We start from the raw sequence: 20,165 nt of genomic DNA on the forward strand, positions 1-20,165 counted from the left end.
GCTCCTACAAGGGAAAGCGATTTCCTGTAGGAGCGGCCTTGTGTCGCGAAAGGGGCGCAAAGCGCCCCCATGGCCCTCAAGTCCAGCTCAGAATCGGCCAGCCATTGATCTCGGCATGCTCCCGCAACACCGCATCCGGGTTCACCACATGCGGATGATCCACCTTCAGCAACAGCGGCAAATCGTTGCGCGAGTCGGAATAGAAAGTCGCCCCTTCCAGGTTCTCCTGCTCCTGGTCCAGCCATTCCAGCAACCGCGTGATCTTCCCTTCGCGATAGGTCAGCACCCCGTGGGTCTTGCCGGTATAAACCCCGTTCACCGCCTCCAGTTCGATCGCCAGGTATTCGTCCACCCCCAGCCGCGCCGCAATCGGCCCGACCAGGTGCGTACCCGACGCCGAAATGATCAGGATGCGATCCCCGCGCTTGCGGTGCTCGGCAATGCAGCGGCAGGCGTCGCCGTAGATGATTGGCTCGATCACCTCTTCGACCCACGGTGCTACCAGGTGCTCGACCTCTTCCAGGGTGCGCCCGGCAATCGGCTCCAGGCTGAAGGCCATGTAGTCCTCCATCCGCAGGTGGCCCTTGCCATAGGCTTCCATCAACTCATGGTCGCGGCGCAGGAAGGCTTTGCCGTCGACCCAGCCCAGCCGGGCCATCTGCTCGCTCCACAGTGAGGCGCAGTCGCCGTGGATCAGGGTTTCGTCCAGATCGAAAATTGCCAGTGCCATGGTGTTGATTCTCCTTAGGCCACTTCCCGTAGCGCCGTGGGGTCGATCGACAAGCTTACCCGTTGCCCGTCCGCGTGCAGGTCGGACGGTGAGCGGTTGAGTACGTCGACCACCAGTTCCACCTCGCGCACCCGCACCCGGTAGCGGATCACGTTGCCCAGCAGGCTGTGGCTGCGCACTTCGGCGTCCAGTTCACCGTTGTTGCCCAGGGTGATCGACTCGGGGCGAATCGCCAGGCGGCTGGTCACCGGGCGCTGCAGCAGGCGGCTGGCGCTGTCGGCGTCGAGCAGGTTGTAGTTGCCGATGAAGCCGGCGGCAAACAGGTCCACCGGCGCGGTGTACAGGGTTTCGGCATCGCCGCTCTGGACGATGCGCCCCTGGTTCATCAGGAAGATGCGGTCGGACATGGTCAGCGCCTCTTCCTGGTCGTGGGTGACGAAGATGGTGGTCAGCCCCAGCTCGCGCTGGATGGCGCGGATCTGCTCGCGCAGGTGCTTGCGGATGCGCGCATCCAGCGCTGACAACGGTTCGTCGAGCAGCAGCAGGCGCGGGCGGGTGACCAGCGAGCGGGCCAGGGCAACGCGCTGGCACTGGCCGCCGGACAACTGGTGCGGGTAGCGCCCGGCGAAGTTGCCCAGTTCCACCAGTTCCAGCGCCTCGCGCACCCGGGCCTGGCTTTCGTCGGCCTTGACCTTCTGCATGCGCAAGCCGAAGGCGACGTTCTGCTCCACGGTCATGTTGGGGAACAGCGCGTAGCTTTGAAACACCATGCCGATGCCACGCTTTTGCGGGCTCAGCGGTACGATGTCATGGCCGTCGAGCAGGATCTGCCCGCTGTCCACCGGGGTCAGCCCGGCGATGCAGCGCAGCAGCGTGGACTTGCCGCAACCGGACGGGCCAAGCAGGGTGACGAACTCACCGCGTTCGATATGGCAGTCGATGTTCTCGAACACCGGGCTGCCGGCGTAGCTTTTTTGCAGTTTCTGTACGCTGACGAAGCTCATGTCAGGTCTTGTCCTTGTTCAGGCGGTTGGCGACCCAGGTCAGTACCAGCACGAAGGCGAAGTACGAGATCACCAGCGCGCTGTTGAAGTGGCCGCTGCTGTTGCGCATGTTGTTCAGGTACACCTGCAGGGTCTCGTAGCGGGTGCCGACCAGCAGGTTGGCGAACACGAACTCGCCGAACAGGAACGAGAACGACAGTAGCAGTGCCACCATCAGGCCCTTGCGCAGGTTCGGCAGCACCACCAGCAGCGCCGCCTGCCAGGTGCTGGCGCCCAGCAGCTGGGCGGCGTCCATCAGGTCGCGCAGGTTGATCGCCTGCAGGTTGTTGGTAATGGCCCGGTACATGAACGGCAAGGCGATGGTGAAATAGCAGCCGATCAGGATCCACGGTGTACCGACCATGGCCATGGGCCCGCTGCCATACAGCTGCAGCAGCCCCACCGACGACACCACCGGCGGCACCGCGAACGGCAGCAGGATGAGGATGTTCATCAGCGCATCGAGCCTCGGGAAGTGGTAGTGCACCACGAACAGCAGCGGCAGGATCAGTACCACCGACAGCAGCAGCGCGCCCACGCACACCAGCAGCGACTGGCCGAAGGCGGCCAGGAAGCGCGGCTCACTCCACAGCGCGATGTACCACTTGAAGGTCAGGCCGCTGGGCAGCAGGCTGGCCGACCAGCTGGTGGCCAGCGAGTAGAGCAGGGTGCCGGCCAGCGGCAGCAGCAGGATGAGGAACAGCAGGTAGACCACGGCGCGGTGGTACCAGCCGCCGGAACGGGCGTCAGCGCGCATGGTAGCTCCTTTTCAGCAGCCATTGGTGCACCACCGTGACCAGCGTCATCAGCCCCACCAGTACCATCGCCAGGGCGCTGGCCAGGTTGGGATCGAGGCTGATGTCACCGGCCACCAGGCCGGCGATGCGGATCGGCAGTACGTTGAAGTTGCCGGTTGTCAGCGCGTACACGGTGGCGTAGGCACCGAGGGCGTTGGCCAACAGGATGACGAAAGTGCCCAGCAGTGCCGGGGTCAGCACCGGCAGGCCGATGTGCCGCCAGAATTGCCAGTGGCTGGCCCCCAGCAGTGCGGCCGACTCGCGCCAGTCTTCGCGCAGTGCGTCGAACGCGGGGTACAGCAGCAACACGCCAAGCGGGATCTGGAAGTAGGTGTACACCAGGATCAGCCCGCTCTTGGAATAGATGCTGAAGTCCTCCAGCAGGCCGACCTGCTTCAGCAGCAAGGTCAGCGCGCCGTTGAAACCGAGCAGGATGATGAAGGCGAAGGCCAGCGGCACCCCGGCGAAATTGCTGGTCATGTTGGCGAAGGCGCTGACGAAGTCGCGCAGCTTCGAGTCCACCTGGCGCAGCGAGTAGGCGCCCAGGGTGGCGATGACGATGCCGAACAGGCTTGACCAGAAGCTGATTTCCAGGCTGCGTTGCAGGGCCTGCAGGTAGAACTTCGAGGCGAATACCTTGCTGAAGTTGTCCACGCCCCAACCCGCTTCCGATTGCAGGCTGTTGATCGCCACCCAGGCCAGCGGGGCGATCTGAAAGATGACGAAGAACACGGCGAACGGTAGCAGGCAGAGCAGGGCCAGGTAGCGGCCACGGGTGTTGCTGCTCTTGGGTGTGGTCACTTCAGCAGCTCCCGGCAGACGGTCTTGTCATGCGGCGCGCCGAGCAGCTCGCAGATGGTCCCGCACAACTCGGTCTGCAGCGGTTTGGCCGCAGGATCGAGGCTGAAGGCATCGCCGAAGACGAACAGCGGCACTTCGCGCTCCTCGGTCAGCAGGCCATTGTGCGAGCGGTCGTTGTTCATGCCGTGGTCGGCGGTAACCAGTACCTGGTAGCCCTCTTCGAGCCAGCCTGGCAGGTAGTCTGCCAGCAGGATGTCGGCGCTGCGTGCGGCGTTGCGGTACTGGCTGCTGTCCAGACCGTGGTGGTGGCCGACATCGTCGATGCTCATCGGGTGCACCAGCAGGAAATTGGGGGCGTGGCGGCGGCGCAGGTATTCGCCATCGGCCAGCAGGTGCGAATCGGGGTAACGGTCGTCCCAGTAGAACAGCCCGTGCTGGATCGGCAGCTTCGGTGCGTGGGTATGGCGGTCGCGCTGCGGGTCGAATGGCGAGCGGTTGTACAGCTCGCTCATCCAGTGATAGGCCGCAGCCGCAGTGCCCAGGTTGGCCTCGCGGGCGTAGTGGAACACGCTGCGCTGGTTGGACAGGCGGTTGACATTGTTGTGCACGATGCCGCTGTCGATCGGCGGTACACCGGTGAGGATGCACTCGTACAGCGGCCGCGACAGCGACGGCAGTTCGCATTCCACGCGGTACAGCGCGGCACGGTCGGCCTCGACGTAGGCGTGCAGGTGGCCCATGGCGTGATGCGCGACCTGGTAGTTGAGGCCGTCGAGCAGGACCAGGATGACGTTGTGTTGCATGGTGGCTCCAGTCATAAACCGCGTTGGCTTCTTCGCGGGCTCGCCCGCTCCCACAGGTTGATCACTGCCTTTCAGGCTTGTGCTGTACCTGTGGGAGCGGGCATGCCCGCGAAAGGGCCGGATCAGGCGCTACAAAAGCTAGCCCCTTACTCCATCTCGATGATCACCTGCTCCTGCCACATCTGCGGCAGTTTCTTCGAGCTCGCCTCCCAGGCTTCGGCATTCTTGATCGGCTGCGCAGCCTTGTACTGTTCGTTGGGCAGCAACTTGGCCTGCACATCGTCCGGCAGCTTCAGGTGCTCGGCACGGATCGGCCGCGCATGCCCTTTGGCCAGGTTGATCTGCCCGGCATCGCTGAAGATGTATTCACGTGTCAGCTTGGCCGCATTCGGGTGCTTGGCGTACTTGTTGATGATGGTGGTATAGCCGGAGATCACCGAGCCATCCGACGGGATCAGCACTTCGAAACGCTTGGGGTCGATCTGTTCACGGTAGCTCAGGCCGTTGAAGTCCCACACCACGCCCACTTCCACCTCGCCCTTCTCCAGGGTCTGGATGGTCGGGTTTGCCAGCGACAGGCGCTTCTGCTGGGCCAGCTTGGTGAACAGTTGCAGGCCCGGTGCCAGGTTGGTCTCGTCACCCTTGTAGGCGATAGCCGCTGCCAGCACGCCGTTGGCGGCCTGGGCTGCGGTGCCGACGTCACCGATGGCAACCTTGTACTTGCCTTTTTCCAGGTCGTGCCAGGTCGTTGGCCGCTCGCCTTCCTTGACCAGGTCCTTGTTGATGATGAAGGCGATGGTGCCGGTATAGGCCAGCGCCCAGTGGCCGTCCTTGTCCTTGGCCCACGTCGGCACCTGGTCCCAGGTGCTCGGCTTGTACGGCTGGCTCACGCCCTTGCTCACGGCGATCGGGCCGAAGGCGGCACCCACGTCGCCGATGTCGGCGCTGGCGTTGTCCTTCTCGGCTTCGAACTTGGCGATTTCCTGGGCCGAGCTCATGTCGGTGTCGCTGTGCTTCAGGCCGTACTTGCTGGCCAGGTCTTCCCAGGTGCCTTTCCAGTTGGCCCAGGCATCGGGCATGCCCACGCTGTTGACGTTGCCTTCCTTGCGGGCGGCGTCTTCCAGGGCCTTGAGGTCGGTATCGGCGGCCATGGCCGTGGTACACAGGGCGATGGCCGAACCGAGCAGTGACGCCATGAACAACTTTTTCATCCGAAGCTCCTTGGTGGGTGCCTTTAGCGATGGTTGTTATGAGTGAAGCCGTTGTCTGGTGACCGTTGGTCTAGGTCAGCAAACCTTGAGCCAAGGTAGGCTGCTTGCGTGACAGTTTGATGTAGGGAAGGGCCGGTGAAGGCCCTGAAGCTACAGCGTAGACCACGGAACCGCCCCGGTTCTGCTGGCTTGGCGCGTTTCTGGCAGTGTTTGGCCAAAGCCTTGTCACAGGATGTTCATCAGCCCTGCCTAGGCTTGCACTATTCTCCAAGTGCCCTGTTCTGGGGCTGGACTAGTCCAGATAGGTAACCTTTGATGCAGCCGATGCCACCGCGTGCGGTAACAGCCATCTGTCACGCCCTGCAGGAACAGATAGAGCACGGCCTGCTGGCGCCGGGCGGCAAGCTGCCGGCCGAGCGCAAGCTCAGCGAGGTGTTCGATACCACGCGCATTACCCTGCGTGAGGCGCTGGTGCAGCTGGAAGCCCAGGGGCTGATCTACCGCGAAGAGCGTCGCGGCTGGTTCGTCGCGCCCGAGCGGCTGACCTACGACCTGATCGAGCGCAGCCACTTCCATGCCATGGTCCGCGACCAGGGGCGGGTGCCCAGTACCGAACTCTTGTCGGCTCGGCTGCAGCCGGCGTCGGCGGCCATCTGTGCGCGCTTGCAACTGCCGGCGTTGTCCAGCGTGGTACGTATCTGCCGGTTGCGGCGGATCGATGGGCGGGCGGTGCTGTATGCCGAGCACTACCTCAACCCCCGGTACTTCCCGGAGATTCTCGAACAGGACCTGGCCCAGTCGCTGACCGAGATTTATGGGCGGGTGTACGGTATCCAGTATGGGCAGGTGTGCTTCGAGATCTTGCCGACGGCGTTGCCGGTGGAGGCGGCCAGTGCCTTGAAGGTGTCGGCGGGAAGCCCCGGGTTGCATATCACCCGGGTCAACAGTGACCAGCATGGGCACCTGATCGACTGCGACCTGGAGTATTGGCGGCATGATGCCATCCGCATCCGCGCCCAGGCGGGTTGACCATGGTTTTTTGGGGCTGCTTTGCAGCCCATCGCGACACAAGGCCGCTCCTACAGGGAAACGCGTACTCCTGTAGGAGCGGCCTTGTGTCGCGATGGGGCGCGAAGCGGCCCTAGTTCGATACGGCGTTGCCATCCGCCATCGTGCCACCAGCCGCCGTGACCACCTGCACCGACAATCGCGGCGTCGCCAGGTCCAGCCCCGCCTCATCCAACTGCCGCTTCAACGCCAGGTTGAACGCCCGCGAAACCTCCCACTGCTTGATAGGCGCAGTCTTGAACCGCGCCCGCAAGATCGCCGACCCCGACTCGAAGCTCTCCACCCCCTGCAGCTCCAGCGGCGACCAGATGTTGCGGCGCATCAGCGGGTCGTTGCGCAGCTTCTGCCCCACTTCGCGAATCAGCGTGATGGCCTGGTCGATGTTCATGCTGTGCGGGATCGCCACGCGGAAGATCGCGTAGCCGAACTCGCGCGAGTAGTTCTTGATGCTCTTGATCTCGCTGAACGGGATGGTATGCACGATGCCGTCGATGTCACGCAGGCGCACGGTACGGATGGTCAGCCCCTCCACCGTGCCCAGGTGGCCGCCCACATCCACGTAGTCGTCGATGGCCAGCGAGTCCTCGATGATGATGAACAAGCCGGTGATCAGGTCGGCCACCAGCGACTGGGCACCAAAGCCGATGGCCAGGCCGATCACACCGGCACCCGCCAGCAGCGGGGTGACGTTCATGCCCATGTTGGCCAGGGCGACGATCACCGCGATGATGAAGATGACCACGAACATCACGTTGCGGATCAACGGCATCATGGTTTGCGCGCGGGCGTTGGCCAGGCCCCGGCGCGAGCGCACCAGGGCGTGGTGCACGGCGGTGTCGGCAAGGATCCACACCAGCCAGGCGACGATCAGCGTGCCGGCCAGGCCCAGCAGGCGCACGCTTATGTCGTGACCGTCGCCTTCGGCGAAGCTGATCATCGACAGGCCCCACACACGCAGCCCCAGTTCGATGAACACCAGCCAGATGAACAGGTGCACCAGCAGGTAGCCGAAGTTGCGCAGGCGTTCGGCGTACACCGCCTGGCGCTTGCTGGCGCGCTTGGGGTTGGCGGCGTGGCGGCGCACCAGGCCGTTGAGCACCATGCACACCACCACCAGCACCGTGCACATCAGCGACTGGCGCAGGGCGGTGCTGGTGTCGCCGGCCGAGATAAAGGTAGCGAACAGCGAAATCGCCACCAGGATCAGTGCCGGCACGAACCAGAAGCTGCCGAGGATCTCGATGGTGTCACTGAGGGTGCGCCGGGTCAGGCGCCGTGACAGCGGCTGGTTGCGGATCAGGTGGGCGATCGGGCGACGGAAGCGCAGGATGAACAGCCCGGTGCACAGCGCCGCGATCACGTTGGCCAGGGTGGCCAGGGCGTGGGCCAGGTGGGTACCGAGGGCGACCATCAGGCGCGGGTCGCTCATCGCTTCGCCAAACGCGGCGAAACTGCCGATCAGCCACAGCGGGCGGAAGGCCTGGTGGCGCAGGATGTACAGGGCGCGGTGGCGGTGGGGGCCGTCGAGCAGCGAGAAGGCAATCACGCAGATGGCCGAGAAACAGGTGCCGACCACCAGTGCGTAGGCCAGCACCATGGCCAGTGACTTGCCCAGCGACGGCGGCAGCACGAAGCTCAGGTAAACGGTGAACACCAGCGCCACCAGCCACGGGCCCAGCTTGCGCAGGGCAAAGCGCACCAGGTCCCAGGTGCGCGGGTGCTGCGGCAGTTCCTCGCTCAGGCCAAAACGCAGGCGTACCCGATGCCCGACCCAGTTGAAGGCGTAGGCCAGCACGCTCCAGACGGCGATGACGGCGGCAAAGCCAAACAGAATGGCCGGCCACTGGTGCACCGGCACCATCAACTCGGTCAGTTCGGCCTGGGCCTGTTCGATTTCCGCGGCCCAGCGATGGAACGGGCTGGCATCGCCGCTGAACTGCTTTTCGAAGTCATGCAGGGCGCCGCCGATCAGGCCGAGCACGCCCTGTTCGACGGTGGGTTGCGATTGCCTGGTGGCGTCGCGCAGCTTTTTCAGGTCGGCCAGGAGTTTGGCCCGCTGCTGGTCGTTTTCCAGGTTCTTGATCACCTCGTCCAGCGACTTGCCCAGCGGTTCGCTGGCTTCTGGCTGCGCGGGCGCGCTGCCACCCAGCAGGCCTGGCAGGCCCGCAGCCTGTAACGGGGTGACAAACAGGAACAGCAGCAGGAACAGGCAACGCAGGAGAGCAGGCACTGGCAAAACTACCTCAGGTCAAACGATTGACCGAGTGTAGAGGTTCACGACGGCAGTTGCTCCAGGATTTTCCAGCAGGTGAGGCCGAAGATACCCAGTGTGCCGACCCACATCATCACAACGCCGATATTGCGCTCGCGCAGGCTGAAACCGATGGTCAGCAGCAACAGGAACAGAAACACCGGCACGAACAGGGACAGGAACGGGGACATGGACAGCAATCCTTTTGCAGTGGGGCCATGTAACAAGCATAGCGGGTGGTAGACGAAGCGGGATTGACCTTGAGCAGGCCCGGCCTCTTCGCGGGCATGCCCGCTCCCACAGGTACTGCACAGTCCTTGAATGCTGTGATGATCCTGTGGGAGCGGGCGAGCCCGCGAAGAGGCCGGGCCTGGCTACATCAAAGCATCAAGGCAACTCGCGGCAACGGTAGAACGCGCTCAGCACCTTCACCAGGTGCGCCAGGTCATGGCTGCCGCACAGTTCGCGAATCGAATGCATGGCAAAGGTCGGCAAGCCGATATCCACCGTACGCACGCCCAGGTGGCTGGCGGCAATCGGCCCGATGGTCGAACCACAGCCCATGTCGCTGCGTACCACGAAGCTCTGCACCGGCACTTCCTCGGCCATGCACAGGTGACGGAAGAACCCGGCGGTTTCGCTGTTGGTAGCGTAGCGCTGGTTGTTGTTCACCTTGATTACCGGCCCGGCGTTGAGCTTGGGCCCGTGGTTGCCGTCGTGCTTGTCGGCGTAGTTGGGGTGCACGCCGTGGGCGTTGTCGGCCGACACCATCAGCGAGCGCTGGATGGTGCGCACGTAGGCGTCGCCATCCGGCAGCAGGCGTTGCAGGGTCTGCTCCAGCATCGGCCCGTCGGCGCCACAGGCCGAGCAGCTGCCGACTTCTTCATGGTCGTTGCACACCAGTACGCAGGTCTCGTCGCTGTCGGCGGCCAGCAGTGCCTGCAGGCCGGCATAGCACGACAACAGGTTGTCCAGGCGCGCGCCGGCGATGAAGTCGCCGTTCAGGCCGACCAGCGCGGCGTTTTGGGTGTCGTAGAAGCTCAGCTCGTAATCCAGCACCACGTCGGCGATCAGCTCGTGCTCGCGGGCCAGTTGCTCGGTGAGCAGGGCGCGGAAGTCGATGCGCTCGTCACCCGCCACCTGGGCCAGGATCGGCGGCAGCTCGTTCTGCGCGTTGATGGTCCAGCCTTCGTTGGCGGTGCGGTTGAGATGGATTGCCAGGTTGGGGATGACTGCGATCGGCAGCTTGAAGTCGATCAGCTGGCTTTCGACCTTGCCGTCACGGCGATATGTGACCCGGCCGGCCAGCGACAGGTCGCGGTCGAACCATGGCGCCAGCAGGGCGCCGCCATACACTTCGACGCCCAGCTGCAGGAAGCCCTGGCGCTGCAGCTCGGGCTGCGGCTTGACCCGCAGGCACGGGCTGTCGGTGTGGGCGCCGACCATGCGGATACCGTTCAGCAACGGTGCCTGCTTGCCCAGCTTGATGGCGATGATCGACGAGTCGTTACGGGTGACGTAGTAGCGGCCGCCAGGTACCGTGGCCCAGCTGTCGCGCTCGTCCAGGCGCTGGTAGCCGGCAGCTTCCAGGCGCTGGGCCAGGCTGGCGGTGGCATGGAAGGGCGTGGGGGAGGCCTTGAGGAAGTCGATAAGGCCAGAATTCAGTGCGTCGCGCATAGCTCACTCCAGACAGCAGTGGCGCGAGTTTAGCGTATTAGGTCGACAAATTGTGTCTGCCTCTTCGCGGGCTCGCCCGCTCCCACAGGGATCGCAAAAAACTTGACAGCTGTGCGGTCCCTGTGGGAGCGGCTTCAGCCGCGAAGAGGCCGGTACAGCCACTCACAAATCAGAAAGGCGCAGGGCACTCGAACTTCAACCGCTCCCCGGACACCGGGTGGGTAAAGCTCAGCATCGAGGCATGCAGGCACAACCGCTCATGGGCAGCCAGTGCTTCGGGGTTGGCATACAGCCGGTCGCCCAGCAGCGGGTGCCCGATCGACAGCATGTGCACGCGCAACTGGTGCGAACGCCCGGTAATCGGTGTCAGCTCTACCCGGCAGTAATCACCGCAGCGCTCGACGATGCGCCAGAAGGTCAGCGCATGCTTGCCCTGCTCGTGGTCCACCACATGCCGTGGCTTGGTCGGCGGGTCGTAGCGCAGCGGCAGGTCGATGCTGCCGCTGTCCAGCGCCGGCTGGCCCCAGCACAGCGCGGTGTAGGCCTTTTCGGTTTCGCGGTCGTGGAACTGGCGCGACAGCTCACGATGGCTGTCGGCATCCCGGGCCAGCAGGATGATGCCGGAAGTTTCCCAGTCCAGGCGGTGCACGATCAGCGCGTCGGGGTAGCCGTTTTCCTGCAGGCGAGTGATCAGGCAGTCCTTGTTGTCCTCGGCGCGGCCGGGTACCGACAGCAGCAGGGTCGGTTTGTTGATCACCAGGATGGCGGCGTCTTCGTGCAGGATCTGGATGTTGGACAGCGGCATTGCTTGGTCTCGGTTATATCGGGGAAAACACTGGGGCCGCTTTGCGGCCCATCGCCGGCAAGCCAGCTCCCACAGGTACAGCGCGAACCCTGTGGGAGCTGGCTTGCCGGCGATGGGCTGCAAAGCAGCCCCAATGATCCAGGCCTGGTCGCGAAATCAGCGATCCGGCAAGGTGATGTTCAGCTCCAGAATCGAGCAGCTACCCTGGTTTTCCAGCTCGATATGCACATCATCGTTGCCGATGTTCACATATTTGCGGATCACTTCCAGCAGTTCTTTCTGCAGCGCTGGCAGGTAGTCCGGTTCGCTGCGTTGGCCGCGCTCGTGCGCCACGATGATCTGTAGACGCTCTTTCGCTACCGACGCGCTGGTCTGTTTCTGTCTGCCACGAAAGAAGTCAAAAAGGTTCATGGTTTACTTGCCTCCAAACAGGCGCGCGAAGAATCCTTGCTTCGGCACTTCGATGAACCGCAGGGGCTTTTCTTTGCCCAGCAGACGGTCGACGGTATCGCTATAGGCCTGGCCGGCATCGCTCTGGTCGTCGAGGATGACCGGGATACCCTGGTTGGAAGCCTTGAGCACTGCCTGGCTCTCGGGGATCACACCCTTGAGCTTGATCGCCAGGATCTCTTCGACGTCGGCGATGCTCAGCATTTCGCCCTTTTCCACGCGCTCCGGGTGGTAGCGGGTGATCAGCAGGTGTTCCTTGATCGGCTCTTCGCCGTTCTCGGAGCGGCGCGACTTGCTCGACAGGATGCCCAGCATGCGGTCGGAGTCTCGTACCGAGGATACCTCGGGGTTGGTGACCACGACGGCTTCGTCGGCAAAGTACATGGCCAGGTGGGCGCCTTTCTCGATACCGGCCGGCGAGTCGCAGATGACGAAGTCGAAGTCTTTCTTCAGCTCCATCAGGACCTTTTCCACGCCTTCCTGGGTCAGCGCGTCCTTGTCACGGGTCTGGCTGGCGGCCAGCACGTACAGGTTCTCGAGGCGCTTGTCCTTGATCAGGGCCTGTTGCAGGTTGGCTTCGCCGTTGACCACGTTGACGAAGTCGTACACCACGCGGCGTTCGCAGCCCATGATCAGGTCGAGGTTACGCAGGCCCACGTCGAAGTCGACGATGACGGTCTTGTGGCCACGCAGTGCGAGGCCGGTACCAATGGCGGCGCTGGTAGTGGTCTTGCCCACACCCCCCTTGCCGGAAGTAACCACGATAATCTTGGCCAAGGTGTTTCACCCCTAAAATAATCGGGACACACGTCCCTGCAAAAATACAAATAAATGGCAACGGTAAGAAAAGTTGCACTAAAAATGCTGGCAAGTATCCGTTAAAGACGGGTGATGTTCAACACGTCGCCAGACAGGCTGACTTGCACGCCGGTACCCCACAGCGGGTCGCGGCGCAGGTCCTCGCAGACCTTGTACTGGCCGGCGATGGAGACCATTTCGGCGGTCATCTGCTGACAGAAGATACGTGCCTTGGTATTGCCTTTGATGCCGGCCAGGGCGCGGCCGCGCATGGCGCCGTACACATGGATGTTGCCATCGGCCAGAAGTTCCGCCCCCGGGCTGACCGAAGCGGTCACCACCAGGTCACCGCCCTGGGCGTAGATCTGCTGGCCGCCACGTACTGGCGCAGTGATGATGCGGGTCGGGCGCACCTCGGGTTCGAGGATTGGTGGCGGGACAGGGGCTGGCTCTGGCTTCTTCACCTCGGGTTCGGGCTCCAGCGGCCGCTCGCGCGCGCCGGATGGCGGTAGCACCGGCAGGTCGATGGCAATGGCGGCGGCGATGTCCTCGATGCGGTTGGCACGGATGGCCAGGGTACGCAGGCCGTGGTGGCGGCAGATCCGCATCAAGCCGGGCAGGTCGATTGCCCCCTCGTCGGCCGGCAGCTTGTCCAGCGCCAGCACCAGTGGCGTGTTGCTGAAGAAGTTCGGTGCCTGGGCGACTTTGGCCGCCAGTTGGCGGTCGAGGGCTTCAAGGTCATTGCGCGCCAGCTCCAGCACTGTAATGGCGAGCATGCTGCCCTTGAGCTGGAACACGGAGGCGGTGTCGGGTGTGTGGTTTGGGCTCATGGTCTGCATAGACGGCTTGTTGCGAAAAAAGTGCCCTGACTTATAACGATAAGACCGGTTGCCCGCAACATGCGCTGATCCGTTGTAGAATGCGCGGCCTTTGTCTTTCCGGAAGCTTCAATGGAACGCCCGCGTTTTCGTCCCTATTTCCTTCACCCACGTTTCTGGGGCCTGTGGCTGGGCCTGGGCCTGCTGTGGCTGGTGGTCCAGTTGCCGTACCGGGTCCTGTTGAAAGTCGGTGCCGCGCTGGGAGCGGTGATGTACCGCTTTGCCGGTGAGCGGCGGCGCATTGCCGCGCGCAACCTGGAACTGTGCTTCCCGGAGCTGTCGGTCGACGAACGGCAGCGCCTGCTCAAGGCCAACTTCGCCTCCACCGGTATCGCCTTCTTCGAAATGGCCATGAGCTGGTGGTGGCCCAAGGCCCGGCTGGCGCGCCTGGCCCATGTCGAGGGGCTGGAGCACCTGCAGGCCGCCCAGCAGGCGGGGCAGGGGGCCATTCTGATGGCGGTGCACTTCACCACCCTGGAGATCGGCGCCGCACTGCTGGGCCAGCATCACACCATCGATGGCATGTACCGCGAGCACGGCAACCCGCTGTTCGACTTCATCCAGCGCAGCGGCCGCGAGCGGCATAACCTCGACTCGCTGGCGGTGGAGCGCGAGGACGTGCGCGGCATGCTCAAGCTGCTGCGTTCGGGCCGGGCGATCTGGTACGCACCCGACCAGGACTACGGCGCCAAGCAGAGCCTGTTCGTGCCGCTGTTCGGCATCCCGGCGGCGACGGTGACCGCTACCACCAAGTTTGCCCGGTTGGGCAAGGCGCAAGTGATACCGTTCACCCAGAAGCGCCTGGAGGATGGCAGCGGCTATCGCCTGGTGATCCACCCGCCGCTGGCGGATTTCCCCGGGGAGAGCGAAGAGGCTGACTGCCTGCGAATCAACCAGTGGGTGGAAAGCGTGTTGCGCGAATGCCCCGAGCAGTACCTGTGGGCGCATCGCCGGTTCAAGTCGCGACCCGAAGGGGAGCCGCGGCTGTATGACAAGAAAAAGCGCTGAATTTTGTTTTGCCTGTGCCGGCCCTTTCGCGGGTGAACCCGCTCCCACAGGTATTGCACAGCCTTCAAGGCCGGTGAAGAACCTGTGGGAGCGGGTTCACCCGCGAAAGGGCCGGCACTGACAGCACATCAACCCCAGGAAGGACTCCTATGGCCCCACCCCCGGTAACCGGTCTTATCCTTTCTGGCGGCGGCGCCCGCGCCGCCTACCAGGTGGGCGTGCTGGCCGGCATTGCCGAGTTGCTGCCCGCCGGCGCGCACAACCCGTTCCCGGTCATCGTGGGCACCTCCGCCGGGGCCATCAATGCCGTCACCCTGGCCAGCGGCGCCACCCATTTCAGCGACGCCGTACAACGGCTCACCGCCTTCTGGCAGAACTTCCGCAGCCACCTGGTCATCCGCAGCGACTGGCCCGGTGTGGTCCGCCAGGCCAGCCGCTTCGTCGCCCACAACCTGCTGGGCGTGGGTGGCCCGGCGCCAGTGGCGCTCCTGGACAGCAGCCCATTGCGCGGCTTGCTGCAGGCGCACCTGAACCTGGACGGTATCGCCCACTCCCTGGCCGCCGAGCAACTGCGCGCCGTCGCGGTGACCGCGTTTGGCTACGAGTCCGGCCAGGCGGTGACCTTCTACCAGGGCCGCGGCACCATCGAAGCCTGGCTGCGCCATCGCCGTATCGGCATGCCCACGCCATTGACCATCGATCATCTTCTGGCCAGCGCGGCCATCCCGTTGCTGTTCGCCCCGGTGCGGCTGGGTGATGAATATTTCGGCGATGGTGCGGTGCGCCAGTCGGCACCGATCAGCCCGGCCCTGCACCTGGGCGCCAGCCGGGTACTGGTGGTTGGTGTCAGCGGTAACCCGCAGCGGCCGGCGCCACCGCTGCCGACCCAGCGGGTGTTCAGCGGGCAGCAGCCGAGCCTGGCGCAGATCGGCGGGCATATGCTCAACAGTACGTTCATTGACAGCCTGGAAGACGACATCGAGCTGCTGCAGCGCCTCAACCACCTGAGCCACCTGTTGCCGGCGCACCTGGACGCCCGGCGCCTGGGCCTGGCGCCGATCGATGTGCTGGTGGTGGCGCCCAGCCAGCCGCTGGACGAGATTGCCGCGCGACATCGGCGCGAGTTGCCGGCGGCGTTGCGCATGTTCCTGCGTGGGCCGGGGGCGACGCGTACGAGCGGGGCGGGGGTGTTGAGCTATTTGCTGTTCGAGGCCAGTTACTGCAGCGAGCTGATAGAGCTGGGGCGAAAGGATGCCTTGGCCAAGAAACGGGAGCTTTGTCAGTTCCTGGGGATTTGATATTGCTTGTGCCGGCCTCTTCGCAGCACAAGGCTGCTCCTACAGGGTAGCGCGTCGCCTTGTAGGAGCAGCCTTGTGCTGCGAAGAGGCCTGGCCGGCCTACTCGGCTATCTGCAACTTGCGCGCCTGGGTATAAACGTACCGCACCTTCTCGTACTCGAACGGCGAGTTGAGCTGGCCATAGCGGAATTTGGTGCTGTAGCGCTTGTCCACCACGCGTAGCACGGAGATTTCCGGGTGGTCGCTGCTGGCTTCGGCCACGTTCAGGTAGTTGATCGCCTGTTCGCCTGCATAGTCCACCACCAGCCCGGTGGTATCGCGCAGGTTCGAAGGCCCCAGCACCGGCAGCATCAGGTACGGCCCGTCCGGTACGCCATAGAAGCCCAAGGTCTGGCCAAAGTCTTCACTTTGCCGCGGCAGGCCCATCTTGGTGGCCGGGTCCCAAAGCCCACCCACGCCGATGATGGTGTTGAACATGAGCCGCGCGGTGATCTCGGCCGAGCGCTTGGCCTTGAGCTGCAACACGCTGTTGAACAGGTTCGGCACGTCGCCCAGGTTGTTGAAGAAGTTGGTCACCCCGGTGCGCACGAAGCGCGGGGTGACGTATTGGTAGCCGCTTACCATCGGCAGCAGCACCCATTGGTCCAGGCGGTAGTTGAAGTGATAGACGCGCCGGTTGATCGACTCCAGCGGGTCGTACACGTTCAGCGCTTGCAGGGTGGAGCGCTCGAACTCGCGCTGGTCCAGCCCCGGGTTGAATTTCAGCTCACGCAGCGGGTCGAGGAAACCATCGGTCTCGGGCGCCAGTGGCGCTTCGGTGACTTGCGGGTCGGCCTCGACCACGCTGGCCCGGGGGGCGGTTTCGGCAGCCAGGGCGTGGCCGGCGGCGAACAGGGCAGTGGCGAAGAGGAGTTTGTTAACCACGGAAGAACTCCAGCATGGCGTCACTGTTGACGCGGTAATTGAGGTTGCCGCAATGGCCGCCATGGGGGTAAAGGGTCAGACGCTCACCGAACACCTTGCGCAGGAAGCCGATGTCGCCAGGGCCGAGGATGACGTCGTCGGCGTTGTGCATCACGGCGATCTTGTCGCTGCTGCTCAGGTAATCTTCAAGTGCATACAGGCTGACCTGGTTGACCAGTTGCAGGATGCTGTTGCCGTCGGTACGGGCGCGCCACATGGGGATGACCTGCTCGGTCATGTAGCAGTCGAAGTCGCACTGCAGGGCACGCTTGAAGAATGGCGTGAGGCTGCTGCCCTCGGTGATCGGGAACTTCGGCGGAATGATCAGGCCGCGGCGGTTGATCAGGTCGGAGGTAAAGGCAATGTCGGCCGCCGAGAAGCGGAACGAGGTGCCGATCAGCATGGCCATCTGCTCGTTGGACAGGTGCTGGCGCGACTGCTGGAAGTCGTACAGCAAGGCCTCATTGAGGTCGATGTAGCCCTTTTCCTGGAAGTAGCGGGTCAGCTTGGCCAACATCAGCTCGTAGAAGGTGGTGCTGCGGTCGATGCCCTTGACCTGGGTCTGCACCAGCTTGTCCAGGTTGTTGATCGAGGTGTACAGGTTGACCGGCGGGTTCAGCAGCAGTACGCGCTTGAAGTTGAAGCTGCGGCGGGTTTCGTCCAGGTGGCTGACAAAGGCAGCGTCGAGTGCGCCCAGGCTGTAGCCGGTGAGGTAGAACTCGCTGATTGGCAGGCGCGGGTGCTGGGCGCGCACGGCCTGCATCACCCGGTACATGTCTTCGGCATCCTCCTGGCTGACGCCTGGGGTGGCGAAGCGCGAGGCGGCGCTCATGAAGTCGTAACTGGTTGGCGACGACAGCTGCACCACGTGGAAGCCGGCCTGGTAGAACAGCTTCTTCAGGTATTCGTTGATGCTGCTGGTGTAGGGCGCACCGGTGCCGGCGATGATGAAGATCAGCGGCGCCTCGCGGTCCTGGCGGGCAAGGCGGTACTTGAGCTTTTTCACCGCCCAGAAATTGTCCGGCAGAGTGAATTCACGGTCCGGGCGCAGGTTGAGGCTGTAGTCGGACTGGTTGATTTCGTCATCTTCGGGCAGGGTGGGGCGCTGGTCCGGTGGCGTGGTGGCGATGGTTGCCTCGAACGGGTTGGTCAAGGGAAAACCATAGCTCGCGGCGTCGATATCCCGCGCCGAAGCGGCCACAGCCATGAGCAGGCCACCGAGCAAGGCAGCGAGGCGCAAAGATCGAAGCATGTAATCCCCCAAAAGAACGCAAGGTCGAGCAGTGTGCAGGCTAGGACCACAACGGGCCGGGCAAAGTTGCCAGGTGCGGTGGTCTTTGGTGTGCTTGTTATCTGCAACATAGCTGCAGGGAGGTGATTTTGCCTTACAACTGGGCATAAGCGATCATGGATGCTTTCGATTACCGCTATTGGAGAGCTGGATGTCTCGTTCGCTGCCGGCTGCGCTGCTTGTGCTGTTTCTGGGGCTCTGGCTTGCTGCCAGTTATGGTGTGCGCTATGGGCTGATGGAGGACGGGCAGTGGGTGGGGCTGTGCACGGCGCCGGCGGCGTACTGGCAGTGTGAGGTGCGGTCGTTGCTGGGGTTGGGCATTCATCACCAGGTGATGGCCTGGGGCGGACTGGGGCTGGCGCTGCTGGCGCAGGTCATTGCCGGCCGTGGCGGCTGGTGGCTGGCGGTGGTGGCGTTGGTGTTCGCGGTGCCGGCACTGGTGCTGTATACCGCCAGCATTGCCGTGTTCGCGCTGGTGCTGGCGGGGTTGCGGTTGGTCAGGTCGCCGGATCAAGGCTGAAAGGGGCCGCTTTGCGGCCCATCGCAGGCAAGCCAGCTCCCACAGGGACCGCGCCGATTCCATAGGTAGCATAACTCCTGTGGGAGCTGGCTTGCCTGCGATGGAGCGCGAAGCGGTCCCAAGGATATCAGGCCGGGCGCAGCCGCAAGCTCCGCCACAAGGCCGCGGTCATCAGCACACTGACCACTGCCCATCCCCAGGCCTGTTGGTTCTCCAACCCTTCCACAAACAACTGCGGCGCCACCCCGGCACCGACGATGAACGCCAGTAACGCCACCTCCGCACGCCGCGCCCGCACCGGCCACACTGCAAACACCAGCGCCGGCAACGCCAACGCCGCGCTGGGGAAGCTGCGGTAGCGTGGGTCGAACACCATCGCCAGCATGCTCACCGCCGCGGCAAAACCCGCCGCCAGCAACAGCCAGCCGGCCCGCGCCTGCAACCAGGCGTACAGGCGCTCGCGCCAGCCCGAGCGCCGTGCCAGGGCCAGCACGGCATGGGCCAGCACCAGCAGGTTCAGTCCTGCCAGCAGCACCGTCCACAGCCACTCCCCGGCAAAACGCGCATGGGTGCGCATCAGCTCGCCCCAGAGCCCCAGGCAGCCTGCCCCAAACGCTGCCAGCAACGGCAGCAGCATGGCTGCCGTCGGGGTGGCGGGGCGCCCGGCAAGCATCAGCATCACCACCGTCAGCACGGCACTGGCCAGCAACCACTGCGGCCAGTAAGGCAGGTTGCTCACCGGCCCTTCGAGTATGCCCTTGTCCTGCCGGTCGGCATCGTAAAGCCCCCAGTAACCACCAACCGCCCCTTCATTGGCGCGCTTCCATGGCTGGTCGAACGCCTCGATCAGGTTGTAGTGCCAGCCGTTGCTTTCGGCCATGGCCACGAACCCGCGAATGAAACGCGCCTCGTTGACCCGGCTGGGCTGTGCGGTTTCGCGCTGGCGGCCTTCGCTGGGCCAGCCGGTTTCCCCGATCAGAATGTCCTTCGGCGCGAAGCGCGTGCCGAACACCCGGCGCACATCGGCGACGTGGGCCAGGGCTTCGTCGATGCCCCGCGGGTCGTCTTCCCAGTAAGGCAGCAAGTGGATAGTCAGGAAGTCCACCGCAGGCGCTACCTGCGGGTGCTGCAACCAGAATTCCCACACATCGGCGTAGGTTACCGGCACCTTGACCTGGCTTTTCACACGGGCGATCAGCGTGGCCAGGTGTGCGCCGGTCACCTCCTTGCGCAGCAGCGTCTCGTTGCCAACGATCACCGCACTGACCACGTCGGGGTTGGCATTGGCGGCGGCGATCAGTAGCTCGATTTCTTTCTCGGTGTCGGCCGGGTGGGCGTTGACCCAGGCACCCAGCATCACTTTCAGGCCATGCTTGCGTGCCAGCGCCGGGATTGCCTCAAGACCGGTCTGGGAATAGGTACGGATGCACTGGAAACGCTCGGCCAGCAACGCCAGGTCGGCATCCATGCGGGCCGGGCGCAGGCGCAACGGCTGGTCGTGGGGCGACTGGTCCTTGTCGAACGGGGTATACGAGGCGCATTGCAGCTTGTGCGTCGGGCTGGCCGCGTCCGGCAGTTGCACCGGCTTGCCAAGCCCGTACCAGAGCCCTCCGAGCCCGAGCAGGGCGAGCAGGCAGGCAAGCAGGTACAACGGCAGCAGCAGGCGGGTAGAACTGGGCATCGGGCGGTCCATCGTCAGGCGCAAAAGGGTAGATAGTAGCCCGGCGCCAAACTTTTGGCATGCAAGGATCGCGCAGGGCGGCATAGGCCGAT

Annotated in this window: 20 protein-coding genes; 4 read left to right on the top strand and 16 right to left on the bottom strand. The window is 64.1% G+C overall.

Annotation, left to right across the window (positions count from 1 at the left end; all coding sequences use genetic code 11):
- Window positions 1-76 precede the first annotated feature (76 nt).
- From GEV38_RS07275 to GEV38_RS07300, 6 genes are all read right to left on the bottom strand, one after another.
- Window positions 77-730: an HAD family phosphatase gene (locus GEV38_RS07275; protein WP_015269274.1), complete on the bottom strand. Its 654-nt coding sequence runs from the start codon at window positions 728-730 to the stop codon at window positions 77-79.
- Between the two features lie 14 nt (window positions 731-744).
- Window positions 745-1,734 (bottom strand): ABC transporter ATP-binding protein, encoded by a 990-nt coding sequence (locus GEV38_RS07280; RefSeq protein ID WP_015269275.1) that lies wholly within the window; start codon window positions 1,732-1,734, stop codon window positions 745-747.
- Between the two features lies 1 nt (window position 1,735).
- On the bottom strand, window positions 1,736-2,530 hold the full coding sequence (locus GEV38_RS07285) for an ABC transporter permease (RefSeq protein ID WP_013971414.1): 795 nt from the start codon (window positions 2,528-2,530) through the stop codon (window positions 1,736-1,738).
- Window positions 2,520-3,371, bottom strand: a complete 852-nt coding sequence (locus tag GEV38_RS07290; protein ID WP_039614575.1) for an ABC transporter permease subunit — start codon at window positions 3,369-3,371, stop codon at window positions 2,520-2,522. The genes GEV38_RS07285 and GEV38_RS07290 overlap by 11 nt, the downstream gene beginning before the upstream one ends.
- Window positions 3,368-4,174, bottom strand: a complete 807-nt coding sequence (locus GEV38_RS07295) for an alkaline phosphatase family protein (protein ID WP_013971416.1) — start codon at window positions 4,172-4,174, stop codon at window positions 3,368-3,370. The genes GEV38_RS07290 and GEV38_RS07295 overlap by 4 nt, the downstream gene beginning before the upstream one ends.
- Before the next feature lie 146 nt (window positions 4,175-4,320).
- Window positions 4,321-5,385, bottom strand: coding sequence for an ABC transporter substrate-binding protein (locus tag GEV38_RS07300; protein WP_024086428.1), 1,065 nt, complete (start codon window positions 5,383-5,385; stop codon window positions 4,321-4,323).
- Window positions 5,386-5,700: 315 nt separating this feature from the next.
- Here GEV38_RS07300 and phnR point away from each other — a divergent pair, with 315 nt between their 5' ends.
- On the top strand, window positions 5,701-6,414 hold the full coding sequence (gene phnR, locus GEV38_RS07305; RefSeq protein ID WP_054573875.1) for a phosphonate utilization transcriptional regulator PhnR: 714 nt from the start codon (window positions 5,701-5,703) through the stop codon (window positions 6,412-6,414).
- A gap of 112 nt (window positions 6,415-6,526) precedes the next feature.
- On the opposite strand, the gene GEV38_RS07310 is transcribed toward phnR, so the two are convergent.
- From GEV38_RS07310 to minC, 7 genes are all read right to left on the bottom strand, one after another.
- On the bottom strand, window positions 6,527-8,683 hold the full coding sequence (locus GEV38_RS07310) for a mechanosensitive ion channel family protein (RefSeq protein WP_015269279.1): 2,157 nt from the start codon (window positions 8,681-8,683) through the stop codon (window positions 6,527-6,529).
- Between the two features lie 44 nt (window positions 8,684-8,727).
- On the bottom strand, window positions 8,728-8,895 hold the full coding sequence (locus tag GEV38_RS07315; protein WP_003260099.1) for a hypothetical protein: 168 nt from the start codon (window positions 8,893-8,895) through the stop codon (window positions 8,728-8,730).
- Between the two features lie 196 nt (window positions 8,896-9,091).
- The gene (locus tag GEV38_RS07320) at window positions 9,092-10,381 is read right to left on the bottom strand and encodes a M18 family aminopeptidase (protein WP_015269280.1); all 1,290 of its coding nucleotides are present in this window, start codon (window positions 10,379-10,381) and stop codon (window positions 9,092-9,094) included.
- A 169-nt stretch (window positions 10,382-10,550) separates the two neighbouring features.
- Window positions 10,551-11,186, bottom strand: a complete 636-nt coding sequence (locus GEV38_RS07325) for an RluA family pseudouridine synthase (RefSeq protein WP_011532730.1) — start codon at window positions 11,184-11,186, stop codon at window positions 10,551-10,553.
- A 156-nt stretch (window positions 11,187-11,342) separates the two neighbouring features.
- Complete coding sequence (gene minE, locus GEV38_RS07330; RefSeq protein ID WP_003252572.1) at window positions 11,343-11,597, bottom strand: cell division topological specificity factor MinE; 255 nt, start codon at window positions 11,595-11,597, stop codon at window positions 11,343-11,345.
- Between the two features lie 3 nt (window positions 11,598-11,600).
- The gene (gene minD, locus GEV38_RS07335; protein ID WP_013971423.1) at window positions 11,601-12,413 is read right to left on the bottom strand and encodes a septum site-determining protein MinD; all 813 of its coding nucleotides are present in this window, start codon (window positions 12,411-12,413) and stop codon (window positions 11,601-11,603) included.
- A gap of 101 nt (window positions 12,414-12,514) precedes the next feature.
- Window positions 12,515-13,273 carry a septum site-determining protein MinC gene (minC, locus tag GEV38_RS07340; RefSeq protein ID WP_023660587.1) on the bottom strand — a complete coding sequence of 253 codons (759 nt, stop codon included), beginning with the start codon at window positions 13,271-13,273 and terminating at the stop codon, window positions 12,515-12,517.
- A gap of 111 nt (window positions 13,274-13,384) precedes the next feature.
- Between minC and GEV38_RS07345 the strand changes: the two genes are divergently transcribed.
- Both GEV38_RS07345 and GEV38_RS07350 read left to right on the top strand, forming a co-directional pair.
- Complete coding sequence (locus GEV38_RS07345) at window positions 13,385-14,320, top strand: lipid A biosynthesis lauroyl acyltransferase (RefSeq protein WP_054573876.1); 936 nt, start codon at window positions 13,385-13,387, stop codon at window positions 14,318-14,320.
- Between the two features lie 149 nt (window positions 14,321-14,469).
- Complete coding sequence (locus GEV38_RS07350) at window positions 14,470-15,618, top strand: patatin-like phospholipase family protein (protein ID WP_013971426.1); 1,149 nt, start codon at window positions 14,470-14,472, stop codon at window positions 15,616-15,618.
- A 99-nt stretch (window positions 15,619-15,717) separates the two neighbouring features.
- Here the strand turns inward: GEV38_RS07350 and GEV38_RS07355 are convergent, their stop codons facing one another.
- Window positions 15,718-16,461 carry a VacJ family lipoprotein gene (locus tag GEV38_RS07355; RefSeq protein ID WP_043936071.1) on the bottom strand — a complete coding sequence of 248 codons (744 nt, stop codon included), beginning with the start codon at window positions 16,459-16,461 and terminating at the stop codon, window positions 15,718-15,720.
- Between the two features lie 73 nt (window positions 16,462-16,534).
- Window positions 16,535-17,833, bottom strand: a complete 1,299-nt coding sequence (locus GEV38_RS07360; RefSeq protein WP_003260096.1) for a hypothetical protein — start codon at window positions 17,831-17,833, stop codon at window positions 16,535-16,537.
- Window positions 17,834-18,023: 190 nt separating this feature from the next.
- Here GEV38_RS07360 and GEV38_RS07365 point away from each other — a divergent pair, with 190 nt between their 5' ends.
- Window positions 18,024-18,392, top strand: a complete 369-nt coding sequence (locus GEV38_RS07365; protein ID WP_054573877.1) for a hypothetical protein — start codon at window positions 18,024-18,026, stop codon at window positions 18,390-18,392.
- Between the two features lie 127 nt (window positions 18,393-18,519).
- On the opposite strand, the gene GEV38_RS07370 is transcribed toward GEV38_RS07365, so the two are convergent.
- Window positions 18,520-20,085: a hypothetical protein gene (locus tag GEV38_RS07370; RefSeq protein WP_054573878.1), complete on the bottom strand. Its 1,566-nt coding sequence runs from the start codon at window positions 20,083-20,085 to the stop codon at window positions 18,520-18,522.
- Between the last annotated feature and the right edge of the window lie 80 nt (window positions 20,086-20,165).

The sequence above is a fragment of the Pseudomonas sp. 13159349 genome (assembly GCF_013305685.1).
In the GTDB taxonomy this organism is placed as follows: Bacteria; Pseudomonadota; Gammaproteobacteria; order Pseudomonadales; family Pseudomonadaceae; genus Aquipseudomonas; species Aquipseudomonas asiatica.

Coding starts and splice junctions, on each gene's coding strand:
- GEV38_RS07315 (WP_003260099.1), bottom strand. CDS start 8,895: ATGTCCCCGTTCCTGTCCCTGTTCGTGCCGGTGTTTCTGTTCCTGTTG.
- GEV38_RS07295 (WP_013971416.1), bottom strand. CDS start 4,174: ATGCAACACAACGTCATCCTGGTCCTGCTCGACGGCCTCAACTACCAG.
- minE (WP_003252572.1), bottom strand. CDS start 11,597: ATGAACCTTTTTGACTTCTTTCGTGGCAGACAGAAACAGACCAGCGCG.
- GEV38_RS07360 (WP_003260096.1), bottom strand. CDS start 17,833: ATGCTTCGATCTTTGCGCCTCGCTGCCTTGCTCGGTGGCCTGCTCATG.
- GEV38_RS07350 (WP_013971426.1), top strand. CDS start 14,470: ATGGCCCCACCCCCGGTAACCGGTCTTATCCTTTCTGGCGGCGGCGCC.
- GEV38_RS07320 (WP_015269280.1), bottom strand. CDS start 10,381: ATGCGCGACGCACTGAATTCTGGCCTTATCGACTTCCTCAAGGCCTCC.
- GEV38_RS07365 (WP_054573877.1), top strand. CDS start 18,024: ATGTCTCGTTCGCTGCCGGCTGCGCTGCTTGTGCTGTTTCTGGGGCTC.
- GEV38_RS07300 (WP_024086428.1), bottom strand. CDS start 5,385: ATGAAAAAGTTGTTCATGGCGTCACTGCTCGGTTCGGCCATCGCCCTG.
- minC (WP_023660587.1), bottom strand. CDS start 13,273: ATGCAGACCATGAGCCCAAACCACACACCCGACACCGCCTCCGTGTTC.
- GEV38_RS07285 (WP_013971414.1), bottom strand. CDS start 2,530: ATGCGCGCTGACGCCCGTTCCGGCGGCTGGTACCACCGCGCCGTGGTC.
- phnR (WP_054573875.1), top strand. CDS start 5,701: ATGCAGCCGATGCCACCGCGTGCGGTAACAGCCATCTGTCACGCCCTG.
- GEV38_RS07275 (WP_015269274.1), bottom strand. CDS start 730: ATGGCACTGGCAATTTTCGATCTGGACGAAACCCTGATCCACGGCGAC.
- GEV38_RS07370 (WP_054573878.1), bottom strand. CDS start 20,085: ATGGACCGCCCGATGCCCAGTTCTACCCGCCTGCTGCTGCCGTTGTAC.
- GEV38_RS07280 (WP_015269275.1), bottom strand. CDS start 1,734: ATGAGCTTCGTCAGCGTACAGAAACTGCAAAAAAGCTACGCCGGCAGC.
- GEV38_RS07325 (WP_011532730.1), bottom strand. CDS start 11,186: ATGCCGCTGTCCAACATCCAGATCCTGCACGAAGACGCCGCCATCCTG.
- GEV38_RS07345 (WP_054573876.1), top strand. CDS start 13,385: ATGGAACGCCCGCGTTTTCGTCCCTATTTCCTTCACCCACGTTTCTGG.